Annotated in this window: 18 protein-coding genes; 7 read left to right on the top strand and 11 right to left on the bottom strand. The window is 62.5% G+C overall.

Annotated elements, in window-relative coordinates:
- Positions 1-1,563 (bottom strand): hypothetical protein (locus YU3_RS37635; RefSeq protein WP_198021728.1); only part of this gene is annotated, 1,563 nt, incomplete at its 3' end.
- A gap of 531 nt (positions 1,564-2,094) precedes the next feature.
- On the opposite strand from YU3_RS37635, the gene dusA reads away from it, so the two are divergent.
- Positions 2,095-3,081, top strand: coding sequence for a tRNA dihydrouridine(20/20a) synthase DusA (gene dusA / locus YU3_RS0128050; RefSeq protein ID WP_245273683.1), 987 nt, complete (start codon positions 2,095-2,097; stop codon positions 3,079-3,081).
- Between the two features lie 109 nt (positions 3,082-3,190).
- Here dusA and YU3_RS0128055 read toward each other — a convergent pair whose 3' ends face one another.
- Together YU3_RS0128055 and YU3_RS0128060 are read right to left on the bottom strand one after the other, a co-directional pair.
- Positions 3,191-3,895, bottom strand: a complete 705-nt coding sequence (locus YU3_RS0128055) for a TIGR02281 family clan AA aspartic protease (protein WP_027169338.1) — start codon at positions 3,893-3,895, stop codon at positions 3,191-3,193.
- A 10-nt stretch (positions 3,896-3,905) separates the two neighbouring features.
- Positions 3,906-4,136, bottom strand: coding sequence for a DUF1289 domain-containing protein (locus YU3_RS0128060; protein WP_027169339.1), 231 nt, complete (start codon positions 4,134-4,136; stop codon positions 3,906-3,908).
- Between the two features lie 164 nt (positions 4,137-4,300).
- On the opposite strand from YU3_RS0128060, the gene YU3_RS0128070 reads away from it, so the two are divergent.
- Entirely contained in the window at positions 4,301-5,296 is a 996-nt protein-coding gene (locus YU3_RS0128070) for a nicotinate-nucleotide--dimethylbenzimidazole phosphoribosyltransferase (protein ID WP_027169340.1), read from the top strand.
- Positions 5,297-5,313: 17 nt separating this feature from the next.
- Here YU3_RS0128070 and YU3_RS0128075 read toward each other — a convergent pair whose 3' ends face one another.
- A complete protein-coding gene (locus YU3_RS0128075; RefSeq protein ID WP_027169341.1) occupies positions 5,314-6,837 on the bottom strand; it encodes a HAMP domain-containing sensor histidine kinase in 1,524 nt (507 codons plus the stop codon).
- A 76-nt stretch (positions 6,838-6,913) separates the two neighbouring features.
- Between YU3_RS0128075 and YU3_RS0128080 the strand changes: the two genes are divergently transcribed.
- The 4 genes from YU3_RS0128080 to YU3_RS0128095 all read left to right on the top strand — a co-directional run bounded on the left by YU3_RS0128080 (position 6,914) and on the right by YU3_RS0128095 (position 9,458).
- Positions 6,914-7,537 carry a thermonuclease family protein gene (locus YU3_RS0128080; RefSeq protein WP_027169342.1) on the top strand — a complete coding sequence of 208 codons (624 nt, stop codon included), beginning with the start codon at positions 6,914-6,916 and terminating at the stop codon, positions 7,535-7,537.
- Between the two features lie 62 nt (positions 7,538-7,599).
- Entirely contained in the window at positions 7,600-8,211 is a 612-nt protein-coding gene (locus YU3_RS0128085; protein ID WP_027169343.1) for a glutathione S-transferase, read from the top strand.
- A 28-nt stretch (positions 8,212-8,239) separates the two neighbouring features.
- Entirely contained in the window at positions 8,240-8,857 is a 618-nt protein-coding gene (locus YU3_RS0128090) for a uracil-DNA glycosylase family protein (protein WP_027169344.1), read from the top strand.
- Positions 8,858-8,966: 109 nt separating this feature from the next.
- Positions 8,967-9,458, top strand: a complete 492-nt coding sequence (locus YU3_RS0128095) for an Lrp/AsnC family transcriptional regulator (RefSeq protein WP_027169345.1) — start codon at positions 8,967-8,969, stop codon at positions 9,456-9,458.
- A gap of 52 nt (positions 9,459-9,510) precedes the next feature.
- Here the strand turns inward: YU3_RS0128095 and YU3_RS0128100 are convergent, their stop codons facing one another.
- Positions 9,511-10,068 (bottom strand): DUF3299 domain-containing protein, encoded by a 558-nt coding sequence (locus YU3_RS0128100; protein ID WP_027169346.1) that lies wholly within the window; start codon positions 10,066-10,068, stop codon positions 9,511-9,513.
- Positions 10,069-10,317: 249 nt separating this feature from the next.
- Here YU3_RS0128100 and YU3_RS0128105 point away from each other — a divergent pair, with 249 nt between their 5' ends.
- Complete coding sequence (locus YU3_RS0128105) at positions 10,318-11,667, top strand: hypothetical protein (protein ID WP_027169347.1); 1,350 nt, start codon at positions 10,318-10,320, stop codon at positions 11,665-11,667.
- Between the two features lie 42 nt (positions 11,668-11,709).
- Here YU3_RS0128105 and YU3_RS0128110 read toward each other — a convergent pair whose 3' ends face one another.
- The 6 genes from YU3_RS0128110 to YU3_RS0128135 form a co-directional block, all read right to left on the bottom strand.
- Positions 11,710-12,288, bottom strand: a complete 579-nt coding sequence (locus tag YU3_RS0128110; RefSeq protein WP_051334106.1) for a GNAT family N-acetyltransferase — start codon at positions 12,286-12,288, stop codon at positions 11,710-11,712.
- A complete protein-coding gene (locus tag YU3_RS0128115) occupies positions 12,248-12,952 on the bottom strand; it encodes a DNA alkylation repair protein (protein WP_027169349.1) in 705 nt (234 codons plus the stop codon). Before YU3_RS0128115 ends, YU3_RS0128110 begins: the two co-directional genes overlap by 41 nt.
- A gap of 8 nt (positions 12,953-12,960) precedes the next feature.
- The gene (locus YU3_RS0128120; RefSeq protein WP_027169350.1) at positions 12,961-13,830 is read right to left on the bottom strand and encodes an NAD(P)-dependent oxidoreductase; all 870 of its coding nucleotides are present in this window, start codon (positions 13,828-13,830) and stop codon (positions 12,961-12,963) included.
- 115 nt (positions 13,831-13,945) lie between these two features.
- A complete protein-coding gene (locus YU3_RS0128125; protein ID WP_027169351.1) occupies positions 13,946-14,770 on the bottom strand; it encodes an ABC transporter permease in 825 nt (274 codons plus the stop codon).
- Positions 14,767-15,483 (bottom strand): ABC transporter permease, encoded by a 717-nt coding sequence (locus YU3_RS0128130; protein WP_027169352.1) that lies wholly within the window; start codon positions 15,481-15,483, stop codon positions 14,767-14,769. Before YU3_RS0128130 ends, YU3_RS0128125 begins: the two co-directional genes overlap by 4 nt.
- A 77-nt stretch (positions 15,484-15,560) precedes the next feature.
- Positions 15,561-16,346, bottom strand: a complete 786-nt coding sequence (locus YU3_RS0128135; RefSeq protein WP_027169353.1) for an ABC transporter substrate-binding protein — start codon at positions 16,344-16,346, stop codon at positions 15,561-15,563.
- Between the last annotated feature and the right edge of the window lie 46 nt (positions 16,347-16,392).

Here is a 16,392-nt window from a genome sequence, read left to right on the forward strand (position 1 = left end):
CGAAGCCGTCAGCGTGTTGCCGACGACGGAGTAGGTCACCGTCACCCCGCCTGAGGTCAGCGCGGGCAGTCCGCTGGTGATGCTATTGAGGCTGAAGGTCAGTGGCGCATCGGCGCCGGAGTTGAACAGCGGCGTCACGCTGCCGGTGGCCTGGGTGGCCTCGCCGGCCACGTCGCCGATGCCGCCGGCAATGCCCCCGGGCACCCCGTCCTCGTCGACCGTGCCGGTCTGCTGGGCTTGGCTCGCCGTCGGGCCGTCGTCCTCGATCACGATCTGTTGGCCTACGAACGTCGAGGAGCCGCTGGAAGACACGATGCCGAAGCCGCCGATGTCGAAAGTATTGTTGTCGTTGCCGCTAACGCCGTCTGCGTCGCTGATGTTTTCGATCAGCACGCGGTCGTGGATTCCGCTGGTCGTCCACGACACCTTGTCGCCGGTGCTCAGGCCGGTGATCGTCAAGGTGCCGTCGGCGTTGACCGTGGCGACCGGAGTAAATTGCGTATTGCCGGTCTTGACGACGAAGTCGGTGACCGAGGCCGATGTGATTTTGACCTGCGTGTCGTTGGTGAGCCCGTCGACGAAATTCACCCCCGGTTCTGCAGCGGTGTTGAAGGCCGTTATCTTGACGGTGACGGGTCCGACGCCCGGGTTGGTCTGGTTGACCGTGAAGGACGCCCCCGTTGCATTGACGACGTTCGTGAAGGCAATGTTGGCTTCGACGTCGGCCTCGTTCTGGTCCAGATTGGGCACGAGGAAGTTCGTATCCGCGCCGGTGACATAGGTGATGAACGCGCCCTCGGCGGGATTGATCTGGTTGCCGTTGACGCCGAAGGAGGTGGTGCTGCCGGCCTGGCTGATGTTGAGCACATCCTTGGTGGTGATGTTTCCGCCTTGGGACTGGTTCAACGGGTCCTTGCCGATCACCACGATCTGGGCGGAGGTCGGACTGCCGAACATCATGAACAGATTGCTGCCGGAGGGTGCTCCGGCAAAGCCGAAGTTGAGCGTCTCGGTCGCCGCGAGCTTGAGGGTGTTGCCAAGATCGACTGCGTCATCCGCGTCGCCGGTGTTGCTATGGAAGATCGGCACGTAGGTGACAATATTGAACGTTACCTGGTCGCTGGTCCCGCCGGCATTCAACACGTCCTGCTTGAAGATGACGAAGGCGATCGAATCAACGCCGCCGACGCCATCGCTGTCATATTTGCCGATTACGGTGTCGCTTCCGTCGGCGTAGAGGAAGATTTCCTTGCCATCGGCGGTTTTGAGCAAGCTGTCGTCGCCGTCGAGGGCGCCGCCGCTACCGTCCGTAAAGGTGGTGCCAGCGAGCTGGGAACCGGCGGTGGCGTTGACGGTGACCGAGTTCGTCTTGGTCGCGACGCCCACATTGGTCGGGAACGCGGAGTTCAACCCGAGAGTGGTCTCCAGATAGGTCCGGAACGAAGCCGGCAGACTAGAGTACGCCACATCGGTATCGGTAAAACCGTCGCCGCTGTCGCCGGTTTGCAAATCAGCGGTCTGATCGTTGACGGCCTCGTCGTTGAGAATGAAGCTGATCGTCATTGCAAATTCTCCTTGGTTTCAATGCGACAGGCGCGATATCAGCGCCAACGCTGGCAACCGGCCGCATGGGCGCGCATGCACTGGACAGGCCAGCGCTGAGCGCCATCGTTAAAGGAAACTGGAGTGATGCTTTGGCTTTAGGGGTAGAGGGTGTTGAGAGGGCCGCCGCTCCCCCGCTCCATGCCCCGTCAGGCATTTCTGGGGGGATGCGTCCTGGGCGCATCGGGGACCCACCAATGGCGGTCACCAAGGATCAATGATGAGGGCATACTCAACCCGCCCCTCTTCCAGCAGGCATTGATTGCCTGTACGTCTCCCGCTCAACATGAGCGCAAAAAGTTTACGCTTATTTGTGGAATGTTCAAATCGAACTATTGCTTTTTAACACAAAGTGTGAATCGGGAAATGGTCCCTCTAGGGTGGGGACTTTTGTCCCCTCGCCATTCGAACTGCTTGAAAGTAAAAGAAAATAAGATAGATCGTGCCAGTGGATTTGGGCTGTGAGACCTGCGGCAATGAATGAATAGGCCTATGCGGACGACGCTTGCCATAGCACCCATGATGGACTGGACAGATCGGCATTGCCGGTTCTTCCACCGCCAGTTGACGCGTCGGGCGCTGCTCTACACCGAGATGGTTGTGGCCGACGCCGTCATCCATGGCGCGCGCGAACGGTTGCTCGGTTTCGACGATGTCGAGCATCCGGTGGCGCTGCAGCTTGGCGGATCGAATCCCGGAAAGCTCGCCGAAGCGGCGCGGATCGGCGAATCCTTCGGCTATGACGAGATCAACCTCAATGTCGGCTGTCCCTCCGACCGCGTCCAGTCGGGAACGTTCGGCGCGTGCCTGATGAAGACGCCGGTTCTGGTGGCCGAGTGCGTGTCGGCGATGAAGGCCACGGTGAAAATCCCCGTCACGGTCAAATGCCGCATTGGTGTCGACGACCAAGACCCGGAGCCTGCTCTCGACACGCTCGCCGACGGCGTATTCGCCGCCGGCGCCGACGCGCTCTGGGTGCATGCCCGCAAGGCCTGGCTGGAGGGGCTGAGCCCCAGGGAGAACCGCGATATCCCACCGCTCGACTATCCGCGCGTCTATCGGTTGAAGGCTAGAAAGCCGAATGAATTCATCGGCATCAATGGCGGCATTCAATCGCTCGGCGAGGCGTTGGCGCATCTCGGGCATGTCGACGGCGCGATGCTCGGCCGCGCGGCCTATCATACGCCAGGCATCCTCGCCGGCGTCGATGCCGCCTTCTATGGCGAGGCAGCCGCCGCCTTCGACTACGCGGCGCTGATTGACGCCATGGCCGGCTATGCCGCGCGCCATATCGAGCATGGCGGGCGGCTCGGCCACATTACCCGCCATATGGTGGGATTGTTCCACGGCCTGCCCGGCGCGCGCCGCTTCCGACAGATTCTCTCTACCGACGCCAATAAACCCGGAGCTGGGCCGGAGGTGTTGAAGACTGCATTTTCGGCAATCGATTTCGCGGCGGCGGAAGCCGAAGCAGCCTGACTTCTAAAGCGCGTCGCGTTGAAACGGATTCAATCTACGCGCTTTAAGTCTTTGTTTTGATGCATGTCGATCCCCCAAACCGCTGCGCACTTTGGGCGACATGCATTGGTTAGTCCCGCAGGATCATACGGTCGCCGCGCACGTCGAAGCCCGACAATGAGCTGATGAAGTTCATGCCGAGCAGGCTTTGGTCCAGCATGCCGGGTGCGGCGACCATCACCGGCATGTCCTTGCGCACGATACCGCCGATCGCCACCTGGTTGGTCGTCACCGTGGCCGCGCGCGCCATGCCGTTGGCGGTGGAAACGCCCACGCTGTAGCTGAGCGCCGCCGGGTTGAAACCCGCGGCTTGCGCATCCTCGGACGTCAGCACCGTGCTGGTCGCGCCGGTGTCGACCACGGCTCGCACCGGCGTGCCGTTGACCAGGATTCGCGCTTCGAAATGGCCGTTGTCGGCTTTGTCGAGGGTGACGGTCGGGCGGCCATTCTCCACGCCGAGCGCCAGCGGACTGCCCGGGACAAGGCCTGCGGTCACGCGGCTCGCTACGTCCTGCAACTCGTAGCGATATTGGTAGCCGGCGATCAGCACGAGTACGAAGGCAGCCCAGACGCCGAGATTGCGCGCCATGTCGCCCATCGGCCGGCCCGAGCGGAGCAGGCTCGCACCGATGACCATCACCAGCACGCCGACCCAGATCAGCCGGCCGAAGTCGTTGTTGGCCATGCCGAAAGTGCGGCCGGCCGAATTGTTGAGCATGAGCAGAACGACCCCGACGCCGATCACCGCCATCACGATCCAGAGCAGCCGGTTCATCGGTTCTTTCTCACAAAACGCCGCGTTCGCGCGCCATGCGGGTTCGCCGGGTTTCCCGGCGCGGCCGACGCTCGACCGTTTCCAGCCGTGCCGGCAGTTCGGCCATCACCGCCCGGCGAACTTCAGGGGTCATCGTGAGCCAGCCGGAAATCTCGTCGCGTGTGCGGCCACAGCCAAAGCAGAAGCCGGTTTTCATATCGATCGAACAGACCAGGATGCAGGGGGATTCGATGGCGGTCATGCTGTTCTCTCGCGTTCATTCCACATGGTGCAACCGCCGGAGGAATGCAAGCCCTTCGCAATGCGCCGAAAGGCAGCGCTTTCGCGGCATCGCAGGCGGTTGTGCCGGCTGGAGAAGGCGGCTATGCCGCTCGCGACTTCAGCAACGAGCCGCGACCGACATAAATGACCGCAACGCCCTTTGACGATTTCCGAAGCCTTCTGGCGGCGTTGCCGCCCGCCGATCACGCGGCGAGCTCCCGTGTCAGTGCGCTTTTTGACAAAGCGGAAAAGCCGAAGGCCTCGCTGGGGCGCATCGAGGACATCGGGGCCTGGCTTGCTTCCTGGAGCGGGCGCGCGCCGCCGGCGATCAATCGTCCGCTGGTGGCGATCTTCGCCGGCAATCATGGCGCCGTCAGGCACGGCATTTCGCCGCGGCCGGTGGCGGCGACCGCCAATGAAGTCGAGCTCTGCGCCGCCGGCGGGGCCGCGATCAACCAGGTCTGCATCGCCAACGATCTCGGCCTGAAGGTCTTCGACCTTGCATTGGACATTCCCACGGGCGACATCACCGAAGAGGCCGCGCTCGACGAGCGCGGCTGCGCCGCGACCATGGCCTTCGGCATGGAGGCGGTCGCAGGCGGCGCCGATCTCCTGTGCTTGGGCGACCTCGGGGTCGGCAATTCAACGATCGCTGCCGCCCTTTGCGCCGCGCTGTTCGGCGGCAAGGGAGCAGACTGGGTCGGGCCGGGGTCAGGCGCCGATGCGGCGATGATGGCGCGCAAAGCCGAGGTCGTGGATCGGGCGCTGGCATTTCATGGGTCCGGCCTCGGCGATCCGCTCGAGGCCTTGCGACGGGTGGGCGGGCGCGAGTTCGCGGCGATTTGCGGCGCCATTCTTGCAGCCCGCATGGAGAAGATCCCCGTGTTGCTCGATGGCTTCGCGGCGACCGCGGCAGCCGCTGTTCTGCATGCGGCCAACCCGGGCACGCTCGATCATTGTCTGCTTGCCAGCCTGTCACCCGAGCCTGGCCACGCCAAAGCGGCCGAAGAGCTCGGACTGCGGCCGCTGCTCGATTTTGGCATCGGCCATGGCGAAGGGGTAGGGGCCGCTCTCGCCGCCGGTATCGTCAAGGCCGCGGCGTTGACCAGTTCCGGCATGGCGATGGCTGTCCGGCTTTAGAGCCGACGGAAATTGCCTCAGCGGCGACCACGCGCGACGACCGTCTTGGTCGGTAGGGCCGGCAGTTCCTCCATCACCCGGCTGAGCGGGAAGATGGCAATCGCCTCGGTTCCTTCGCGCAGCTTGGAATGGAGCTCGAACTCGCCGCCATGCATGGCGAGCAGGCCCTGCACGATCGGCAGGCCTAGGCCGGTTCCCTGTTCGGCGCTCTTGATGGCGATCGAGCCCTGGCCGAAGGCGGAGAGCACCACCGGGATTTCCTCTTCTGGTATGCCGGGGCCGTTGTCCTTGATCGAAATGTACTGGCCGCCGCCCGCAGTCCAGCCGACGCGTACGCGCACTTCACCGCCGGACGGCGTGAACTTGATCGAATTGGACAGAAGGTTGAGCGTGATCTGCCTGACCGCGCGCTCGTCGGCGAAGAGGCGCGGCAGGGTCTCCTCGAATTCCTGGATGACGCGGATGTCCTTGTTGCGGACGCGCAGCTCCATCATGTGGCAGCAGTCCTCGACGATCGTCAGCAGTACCACCGGCTCCTCGTTGAGCTGGTAGCGGCCGGCCTCGATGCGCGACAGGTCGAGGATCTCGTTGATCAGGTCGAGCAGATGCTGGCCGGACTCATGCACGTCATGGGCATAGTCACGGTAGGTCGGATTGCTCATCGGCCCCAACACTTCATTGGCCATCACCTCGGAGAACCCGAGGATGGCGTTGAGCGGCGTCCTGAGCTCGTGGCTCATCGAGGCGAGAAAGCGCGATTTCGCCAGATTGGCGTCCTCGGCGCGCCGCCTTGCCTCGTCCGACATCGATTTTGCCGTCTCCAGCTCGGCAATCAGCGCGTCCTTTTCCGAACGGAACGACAGCAGCATCAACGAGGCCCGATTGAGATGACGCGCGACGTAACCGAAGAACGGAAGTGCCACGATCAGCAGCGCCGCCATAGTGGCTTCGATCGGCGTCCACAGGCGCACGACGGTGTAGACGTAGACGGCAACGGGGATGGCAAAGGTAGCGAACAGGGCGCCGCCAAGCGAGGAGGTCATCACGGCGGTCGTCGCCATGGCGACCAGCAGCACCATGGCCTTGGCGACATGGAACTGGTCGACCTGGCATGTGTCGCAGCCGATCCATGCGAACCACGCCCAGCCAAGGCCGCACAGGAAATGGCCGATCAGGAAGTCGCGACGCGTCTGCACCGGATCGAGCTCGGCTGCCTCGGTTCGCTCCACGCGCCGCGACATGAAAGCGACGATCGTGTAGCAAAGCAGCGTCGACAGAGCCCAGATGGTGATTTGGTTGTCCAAGCCCGCCAGCCGGCCGATGGCCGTCACGGCAAGCACGAGCAGCGGGATCGCGACCGCGCTGACCACCATGGCGCGCGCGTGCAGTTTCAGGAGTTCACGGTCGAAGTCGAGGCTGCCGGCCTGTTGCGAAAGGCGGTCGCGCGTCTTGCGCACCGCGCGCGCCACATCGCTGTTGCGGTGCGGTTTACGGCGGTCCACAATGAATTTATCCGCTGTGTTCGAGCGTAGCAAAGGCATACGGACTTCAATTTCTGCGCGCAGCGATTTTCAGTTCGTTAAGCTACGTTCGAATGATTAAGAGACTGTTTGCCATATGAGCCGTTTCGGGCCGCGAGGACCGCGCCGGCGCTATGCGGCAAGCCCGCCGCGAAGCCTGTTGCGCAAGCTGCTGGACTACGGACTGGCCATTGTTCTGCTTGGGCTGCTGATCCTGGTGGCGGCGCGGCTCGACCGCTTCGAGACGCGTAAGAAGCAAGGCACGGCGATCGTCAACGACGGCGATTCGATCACGCTGGGGGCCGAGCGCATCCGCATGCGCGGCATTGATGCTCCCGAATATCAGCAGACTTGCCGGAAGGCCGGCGCCGACTATCCCTGCGGCAAGCTGGCCCGGCAGTCGCTGGCGCGCCTGATCGCGGGCAGGCCTGTTTCCTGCAGCGGCTGGCAGCGCGACCGCTACGGCCGTCTGCTCGGCGATTGCAAGGCAGGAGACACCGATCTCAACCTTGCCCAGGTGCAGGCCGGATGGGCGGTTGCCTTCGGCGACTTCGAGACCGAGGAAGCGGTAGCGAGAGCGGCCAAGGTCGGCATCTGGGCCGGAACCTTCGAGGAGCCGCAAGACTGGCGCGACAGCCATCATGATGCGCCGGTCGAGCGGAGGCATGGCACGCTGGCCTCATTCGGCGATGCAGTGCGCGAAATTTTTCGCTTCTGGTGATGGGCGGACCCGCGCCCTATGATCGGCCAAGAAGCAGGAAGGATGGGAAACTGGAGGATGGAATGAAGCTGTTCGATGGCGGTCGCGCGCCCAATCCCCGGCGCGTGCGTGTCTTCCTTGCCGAGAAGGGGCTGACGGTCCCGCTGGTGCCTGTCGACATGGGCGCGCTGGAGCATCGCGGCGAGCAGGTGGCGCGGCGCAATCCGCTGCGGCGTCTGCCGGTGCTTGAGCTCGATGATGGCACTGTCATCACCGAATCGATCGCCATCTGCCGCTATTTCGAGGAGTTGCATCCCGAACCCGCGCTGTTCGGCAAAGGCGCGCTCGGCAAAGCCATGGTCGAGATGTGGCAACGACGCATGGAGTTGAACCTGATGAGCAGTGTCACCGCCGCGTTCCGGCATATTCATCCGGCGATGAAGGAGTGGGAAGTGCCGCAAATTCCGGAATGGGGCGAGGCCAACAAGCCGAAGGCAATCGAATTCCTGCGCCTCCTGGACCATGAACTGGCGGAGCGGGAGTTCGCCGCCGGCGATGCCTATTCGGTCGCCGACATCACCGGGATGATCGCCATCGATTTCATGAAACCAGCCCGCATCAAGGTGCCGGAGGAATGCACGAACGTGCTGCGCTGGTATGCGGCGCTTACAGGCCGGCCGAGCGCGACGGCCTGAGCGGCAGCAATTGGACAATCCGCCCGATATGAGCGAAGCATTGGAGCGCCTGACCGCGAGGGTGCGGGCCTGCCGCATCTGCGTCGACCAGCCGCTCGGCCGGCCCCTGCCGCATGAGCCGCGGCCGGTGCTGCAGCCGTCCTCCACCGCACGGATCCTGCTTGCCGGCCAGGCGCCCGGCACCAAGGTGCATCTGTCGGGCATGCCGTTCACCGATGCCTCGGGAGATCGGCTGAGAAGCTGGCTCGGCGTCAGCGCGCAAGAATTCTACGACACAGAAAAATTCTCCATCGTCCCGATGGGCTTTTGTTTCCCTGGACAGGACGCCAAAGGCGGCGACCTGCCGCCGCGCCGCGAGTGCGCGCCGGCCTGGCGCGCGCAATTGATGGCGCTGATGCCCCGGATCGACCTGGTGCTGACCATCGGCGGCTACGCACAGGCATGGCATATGGGCACGACGCGCCTGCCGTCGCTGACCGAGACGGTCAGAAATTGGCGCGCCATATGGGATGGACCGACGAAGCCGAAAGTGCTGCCGCTGCCGCATCCATCCTGGCGAAACACCGGCTGGCTGAGGAAGAATCCCTGGTTTGAAATGGAATTGCTGCCCTTCCTGAGGTCGGAAATCCGCTATCGCGTCGATTAGGCATCTTGCAAGAAATCACTCGCTTTTGCCGTCATCGGCAGAATTTCTTTCTTGTGAAAGGCTCCGATAAAAGGGATTATGGCCAAACTATTCCCCTGGAGCTCCCCCTATGGATCGCCTCGACAGAAAAATTCTCCGCCTCCTGCAGGAGGACGCGACGCTCGCGGTCGCCGATGTCGCCAAGAAAGTCGGCCTGTCGACCACGCCTTGCTGGCGGCGCATCCAGAAGCTCGAGGAAGAGGGCGTCATCAAGCGTCGCGTTGCCATTCTCGACCATGAGAAGGTCAATGTGCGCGTCACCGTCTTCGTGTCGATCCGCACCAATTCGCACAGCCATGAATGGCTGCGGCGCTTCTCCGAGGTGATCCAGGAATTCCCGGAGGTGGTCGAATTCTACCGCATGAGCGGCGACGTCGATTACCTGCTGCGCGTGGTGGTGCCCGACATTGCCGCTTACGATGCCTTCTACAAGCGGCTGATCGCCAAGATCGAGATCCGCGACGTGTCGTCGTCCTTCGCCATGGAGCAGATCAAGTACACGACGGAGATCCCGCTCGACTACATGATGCTGGACAAGGAGTCGGGCGCCAATGCGGCCTGACCCTCGGGCGCTCGCCGCTTCCCGTTGTGCGCGAAGCGACGAGAGTTAGTTTTTATTTGTTGAGGAAATTCCACGGCGAGTTGACCGGCAGCGTGACCGTGTCCGGCACGATGGCGACGCTCGCCACCTCGGCCCTGCGCACCGTGTAGCCCGACTGGACGATCGAGACGCCGTCGAGAATGAAGAGCTGGCTCTTTTCCATGCCTGGCTTCAGCACGCCGGTGACCGAGACCGGCTCGTACGCTTCCGTCATCTTGTAGGGATGTGCTGGCGTGACCAGCACGATCTGGTTCGGCGGCGGTGTCGGCATGTGGCTGCAGGCGCCGGTCCATGGCACCAGCAGGAACTGGTAGACGAGATCGCCCTCGCGATCGACCGGCAATGCATAGCCGGCTAATTGTATGTTTCTGTCCCGCAAAGTGAGCGACAAGGTCTCGCCGTGATCGGGAAGTTTTGCCGCGATCATCGGCAGGTTCGCGTCTTCCGCGACGGCTTGCTTGGCGGGGCGCAGATCCTTCCAGAAGATATGCGCGGTTTCCGCTGAAGCGTGACTGACGGCGAGGCCAAGTACTGCAGCGATAATCGCGCCTGTACCGAGACGGTTGTTCATGGGCTGCATTGGGGCTGATCCGTGATTGCGAGAGAGTAAGACTGCCGTGATCTCGAAGCATTTTCCAGCCCGATGGAATGGTCAGCAGCCACCGAAGCGCTCTGGCGGAACGCCGCGCTGAAGAAACAGCGGGAAATCGTCGTCCACGTCTTGCCTGGTCGTGCGAACGGCGCTGAAAATACCCGACGATACGATGGCAGCGCGCCAGTGTCGCGCGATCCCCAGCGCACAAGTACCTGGAGAAGTTCCATGCCGACCAGTCATGATCTCAAGGGGCTGATGAAATTTCTAGCTCGTGACGAATGGCGCGAATGCTTCGAGGAAGTTTTCAACGAACATTTCGGCCCGGTCCTCGACGGCGGAGGGGATTTTGAAGACCTTGCCGAAGTCCTCGGCGACCATTGGACGAACGCTCTTTGGGGCTGCGCTTTCGAGGATTTCCTGACGCAGGATTTCGAGGGCGAACCCAGCAATATGGTTGATGAGTATCTGAAGCGCCGTGGCTGGAAAGAAAGCGCGCAAGCAAGGGCCTATATGACGGCGCTGCGCAGCTCCGTCATGAGTTTGTATGAGGTGAGCGACGTCGTTCCGGGAGTATCTTTCATGGCGCGCGACCTTATCCGCGGTGACGAGCCGATCGCCGTCAGCGAGGGCAGCGCCACCAAGACTTTGAAGCAGTGGGACAAGCTTGCCGCGAGGATCGTCCCCGTCATGGGCAAAAACGTCATGGCCGGCGGTGTCTTGCCCTTTGCCCCTCAGGCCACCGAAAAGTTGTTCGATGGGCTGCGGGGCCTGTTCGGCAAAAGAAACGCGAAAAAGCTACCGGCCATCAAGGATGATGAGCTGCAGGCTGCAGCATTCATGTTCACGCTCTCATGGCTGTTCGACACCCTTGGAAGGGTAGCGGGACCAAGGTTGCAGAACACCGATGGTGACGAAATCGTATTCCATAGCGTCCGCTTTCCGCTTGCAGCAGGCGCGAAACAGGAGGACATCGCTGCCCTATTGAACGATATTCCAGCCTTGTCGCAGGCGGACGCGAAATTCTGGAACTGGCTGGAGGAGACCCCGAAAAGCGGCAACAAAGCAAAAGCGGCTACCGGTCCTGTCATTGATACCAATATGGATAGTGGTCCGCTCGTGCTAGGCAACGTCGAGTTGAAGGGCCGTTTCCTGCATCTGTCGGCCAATTCCGCTGCGCGGGTGGAAAAGGGGACTGCCTTGATCCGGCAGGCCCTCGGCGATCTTGTCCGGACACCGCTTACCGAGATTCGCACGGTCGAGCAGATGAAGGCCGAACGGCCACGCAAAGGTGCAGAAACGTCGCGATCGAACATCCCGCCAGAAATCGCCGAACAGGGCATCCGCGAGTACCTGGATCGGCACTATCGGGAGACGCTCGACCAACCGGTCAAGGCGTTGGGGAACAAGACGCCGCGTCAGGCTGCCAAAACCGCGGCCGGGCGCCAAAAGGTTGCCGATTGGCTGAAATACCTCGAAAATCAGACTGCCAAGCAGCCGGATCCGACCCATCCGATGGCGACCTACAGCTTCGAGTGGATGTGGAAGGAGCTCGGCGTTCACGATCTGCGCCGATAGCAACCTCGGTGTCCGTGTCGTGACAATTCACCCAGACCGGAATCAACGTTCCAGCCGCATCACATGCCGGCGCGTGCCGGCGGTGCCGATCTCACGGAAGCCACGCGCGACGAACATGGCGCGAAAACCCATGAAGCGATAGCTCGGCGCGGCCTCGTCGACGGGATAGGCCTCGACGATGCGCGCGCCCTTGGCGAAAGCATGCTCGATCGCCGCGTCAAGCAGGGCGGAGGCCAACCCGCCACCGCGCATAGCCCTCGGCACATAGAAGCAGACGATCGACCATATGCCGGTTTCGGTGTCGTCCTGCTGCTTTGAAAGTTTTCGATAGGTCTCGCGCGGCGCGACCGAGCACCAGCCGACTGTCCTGCCGTCCAACTCGGCAACGATACCGACAGGCCTGCCGGCATCGATGCGCGCCATCATCATGCGCTTCTTCTCGTCGTTCTGGATGTGCTCGCGGCTGGAATGGCGCCAGGCCATGCACCAGCAATATTTCGGCGCGCCGGGCTGTTCGAACAGCGCCTCGAAACGGCCGCGCGTCTTTTGCGTCACCTCGACGAAGCGAATGCCGGCAAGGTCAGGCCCTTGCGGCCGCGAGCCTTTCAAGCTGTTTGGCATCCGTCAGTTCCTTGACCGCATCCTTGCCGATCCAGCGCGCCGTCTTGCCGGATGAGGCCGCCAGTTTCTCGGCCAGCGCAAGGGCAGGGGCGTGCAAGCTCATCGATCGCTTGCCGATCTGCCGCAGCGCCCAATTGACCGCCTTGCGGACGAAATTGCGCGGATCGCCGGCATGTTTTTCGATCAGTGGCAAATAGGCAAGGAAGGTCGCGTCCGGCTCTTTCTTGCGATGCACCGCGCTCCAGGCCAGCATGGCAAAGGCGGTGCGGCGCACGAATTCGCGCTCGTCTTCGGCGAACTCGTCGATCAACTCGCGCCAGAACGGTGTTTCGGCAAACAGATCGGCAACGGTGTCGACGATCTCCCAGCTGTCGAAATCCGCGGCCCAGCGCCGGCACTGATCGATGTCGACCTTCTTCGGCTCGCCCGTGAAGACCGCCATCAGCCGGGCTTCGCGGACACCGCTGTCCCACAGCAGAAGCGACCGCTCATGGTTCTTCTTCAGCTTGCGCGCCAGCGGCCGCAGGTCGGAATTGCCGACCCCGAGCGCGCTCACGGTGTTGATGCCAAAGCGTGCCATTCCGGCGCGGTTCTCCTGCGTGCCGATCGAGCGCAAGTGCGCGACGATGTCGTCGGCGCTCCAGCTCGGATCGGGCAGGGGCATCGCGACGCCTATTTTTCGAGACGGGCAAGCAGCGAGGACGTGTCCCAGCGCTTGCCGCCCATGTCCTGCACATCCTTGTAGAACTGGTCGATAAGCGCCGTCACCGGCAGCTTGGCGCCGTTGCGGTTGGCTTCCGCCAGGCAGATGCCGAGATCCTTGCGCATCCAGTCGACGGCGAAGCCGAAATCATATTTGCCGGCGATCATCGTCTTGTGGCGGTTTTCCATCTGCCAGGAGCCGGCGGCGCCCTTGGAGATCACCTCGATCACCTTTTCGATGTCGAGGCCGGCCTTCTTGCCGAAATGGATGCCTTCGGCCAACCCCTGGACGAGACCGGCAATGGCGATCTGGTTGATCATCTTCGTCAGTTGGCCGGCGCCGGCCGACCCCATCAGGCCGACCATGCGGGCATAGGCGTCGATGACCGGCCTGGCTTTGTCGAAGGCGGCCTGCTCGCCGCCGACCATGACGGTCAGCACGCCGTTCTCGGCGCCGGCCTGGCCACCGGACACCGGCGCGTCGAGGGAGGAGAAGCCGGCTTTGCGCGCGGCCTCGTCGAGCTCGCGCGCGACCTCGGCCGAGGCGGTGGTGTTGTCGATGAAGACTGCGCCCTTCTTCATCGCTGCGAAGGCGCCGTTCGCACCGGTCGTGACCGAGCGTAAATCATCGTCATTGCCGACGCAGCAGAAGACGAAATCCTTGCCCTCTGCCGCTTCCGCCGGCGTCAGCGCCAGCTTTCCGCCATGCTGGGCGACCCACTGCTCGGCCTTTGCCTTGGTGCGGTTATAGACGGTGACGTCATGACCGCCCTTGTTCCTGAGATGCCCGGCCATCGGGTAGCCCATGACGCCAAGACCAAGAAATGCAACCGATGCCATAAAGCCTGCCTTCCAACAAAATTAGAGATTTCAGTGCCGGAAGGTCTAGGCCATGCGAAAAATTCGTCAAGGCAATGCAGCGCCGCATTGACTGGTGCAGGGCGATGTGCGGGGCTTATCGGTGCAGGTGGATGGTGATCCGGCGCTCGATCCATTCGACGCCGTGGCGCAGGATCTCGACCATCACCAGATAGACGATCGCCACCCAGATATAGGCCTGGATGTCGAAGGATTTTGCGTAGGCGAGCTTGGCGTTGCCCATCAGGTCGTAGACGGTGATGATGGCGACGATGGCGGATGCCTTGATCATCAGGATAAGCTCGTTGCCGTAGGGCCTGAGCGCGACGATGATCGCCTGTGGCAGGACCACTTTGCGCAGCGTCTGCAATTTGTGCAGGCCAAGCGAGGCTGCACCTTCCCATTGGCCGCGCGGCACGCTTTCGATGGCGCCGCGCAGGATTTCGGCCTGATAGGCGGCCGTGTTGAGCGAGAAGGCGAAGACACCGCAATAGAAGGCTTCGCGGAAGAACCACCACAGCCCGACCGTTTCAAGCTCGGGCCGGAACGAGCCGACGCCGTAATAGACCAGATAGGTCTGCACGAGCAGCGGCGTGCCGCGGAAGAAATAGACATAGCAATAGGCAAGCCCCGACAGGATCCGGTTCTTCGACATGCGGCCATAGGCGACCGGCAGCGAGAAGATGGCGCCGAGGACCATTGAAATGCTCACCAGCGAGAGCGTGGTTCCCAGGCCCTGAAGATAGGCTGGAGCATATCTGGCGAAGAACTCGGCGTTCCACGCATAGACCAGGTAGGCAACGATGCCGGCACCGAACAGCACCCAGATGCCGACCAGCGCGTAGCCGAGGATGCGGGCTCGCGGCCAGCCGCGCGCTTGCGGAGGCGGCTTGTCGATGGCGATAGCCTGGCTGACGGTCATCGCGCTTCCCTCCGGCCGAGGTGGCGCAGGATGTAGCTCGTGGCGATCGACGACAGGACGGCCAGCAGCAGGAAGATCAGCGCCGCAACGCTGTAGAAGAGGAAGGAATGCTTGGTGACGCGCGCCGCGACACCGGATTGGCGCAAGGTCTCCGCGAGATTGACCACCGAGACCAGCGAAGTGTCCTTGAGCAGGCTTAGCCAGCAATTCTCCAGGCCGGGAAAAGCTATGCGTATCAGCTGCGGCAGGACAACCAGCCGCATCGTCTGCCATTTCGACAGGCCAATGGCGTAGCCGCCCTCATACTGGCCTTTCGGGATGGCGCGAAAGGCGGAGAGGAAGACCTCGCTGGCATAGGACGAGAAGATCAGCGACAGCACGATCATACCGGCGACGAAGCCGTTCACGTCGATCGTCGCGTCAGGATTGAACAGCCGGACGAGGTGCTGCAGCAGGAGCGGCATGCCGAAGAAAAACAGGAACAGCGTCACCAGTTCGGGCAGGCCGCGAAAGACGGTGGTGTAGATGTTGCCGGCCAACCGCAGCGCGGGCTCTTCTTGCTGCTTGGCGAAGGCGACGAAAAAGCCGATCACCAGGCCGATCGGCAATGTGGCCAGCGCCAGCGCGATGGTGACCAGAACGCCAGACGCAATGTCGTCACTCCAGCCATCCGGTCCCCAGCTGAGAAGTGTCCAAATGCTTTGGGCCGGCATTGACGGGTGGTGTCTCCGTGGCGATCCCGGAAGAATTTAAGGACGGCGAGGGGTTCCTCGCCGCCCTTGGCTATCGATCAGGATTCGGCGCCGTAGACGTCGAACTTGAAGTACTTGTCGTTGATTTCCTTGTACTTTCCGTTCTTGCGAATGGTGTCGATCGCGGTATTCAGCTTGTTGACCAGATCGGTTTCGCCCTTGCGCACGGCAATGCCGGCGCCCGGTCCGAAGATCTCGACCGGCTGCGGCGAAGGTTGGCCGAGGATCTTGCAGCAGGCGCCGTCCGGCGTATCCAGCCACTGCTGGAGCACGACGATGTCGTCCTCGATCGCATCGAGACGGCCGTTGGCCAAGTCAGCCTGTTCCTCGGGGCTGCTCGGATAGCCCTTGATGGTGCTGTCCGTGTAGGTCTTGGAAGCATAGTTGTAGTGCGTAGTCGTGGTGGCGACGCCGATGTTCTTGCCGGCGAGGTCTTCCTTGGTCACGCCCTTGAGCGGCGAGTCCTTCGGCACGGCGATGGCCGACGGGGTGTTGTAATATTTGTGGGTGAAGTCGACCTTCTCGGCGCGCTCGGGCGTGATCGACATCGAGGCGACAATGGCGTCGAACTTGCCGGCCTGGAGCGCCGGGATGATACCGTCCCAATCCTGCGCGACGAAGGTGCACTTCACCTTCATTTCGTCGCAGAGAGCCTTGGCGATATCGATGTCGAAGCCGACCAACTGGCCGTCCGAGGTCAGATTGTTGAAGGGCGGGTACGCGCCTTCGGTGCCGATCCTCAGGGTCTTTTCCTGAGCCTGGGCGACGCCAAGTGTCAGCAGCGCCGCCGAAGCGGCAAGCGCGATACGCAGTGCAATACGCATGATAATCCTCTCATATTGTCATGGCCGCTGTCCCGTGCGGCTCTTG

The organism is Mesorhizobium sp. WSM3224, assembly GCF_000427725.1.
Lineage (GTDB): Bacteria > Pseudomonadota > Alphaproteobacteria > Rhizobiales > Rhizobiaceae > Mesorhizobium.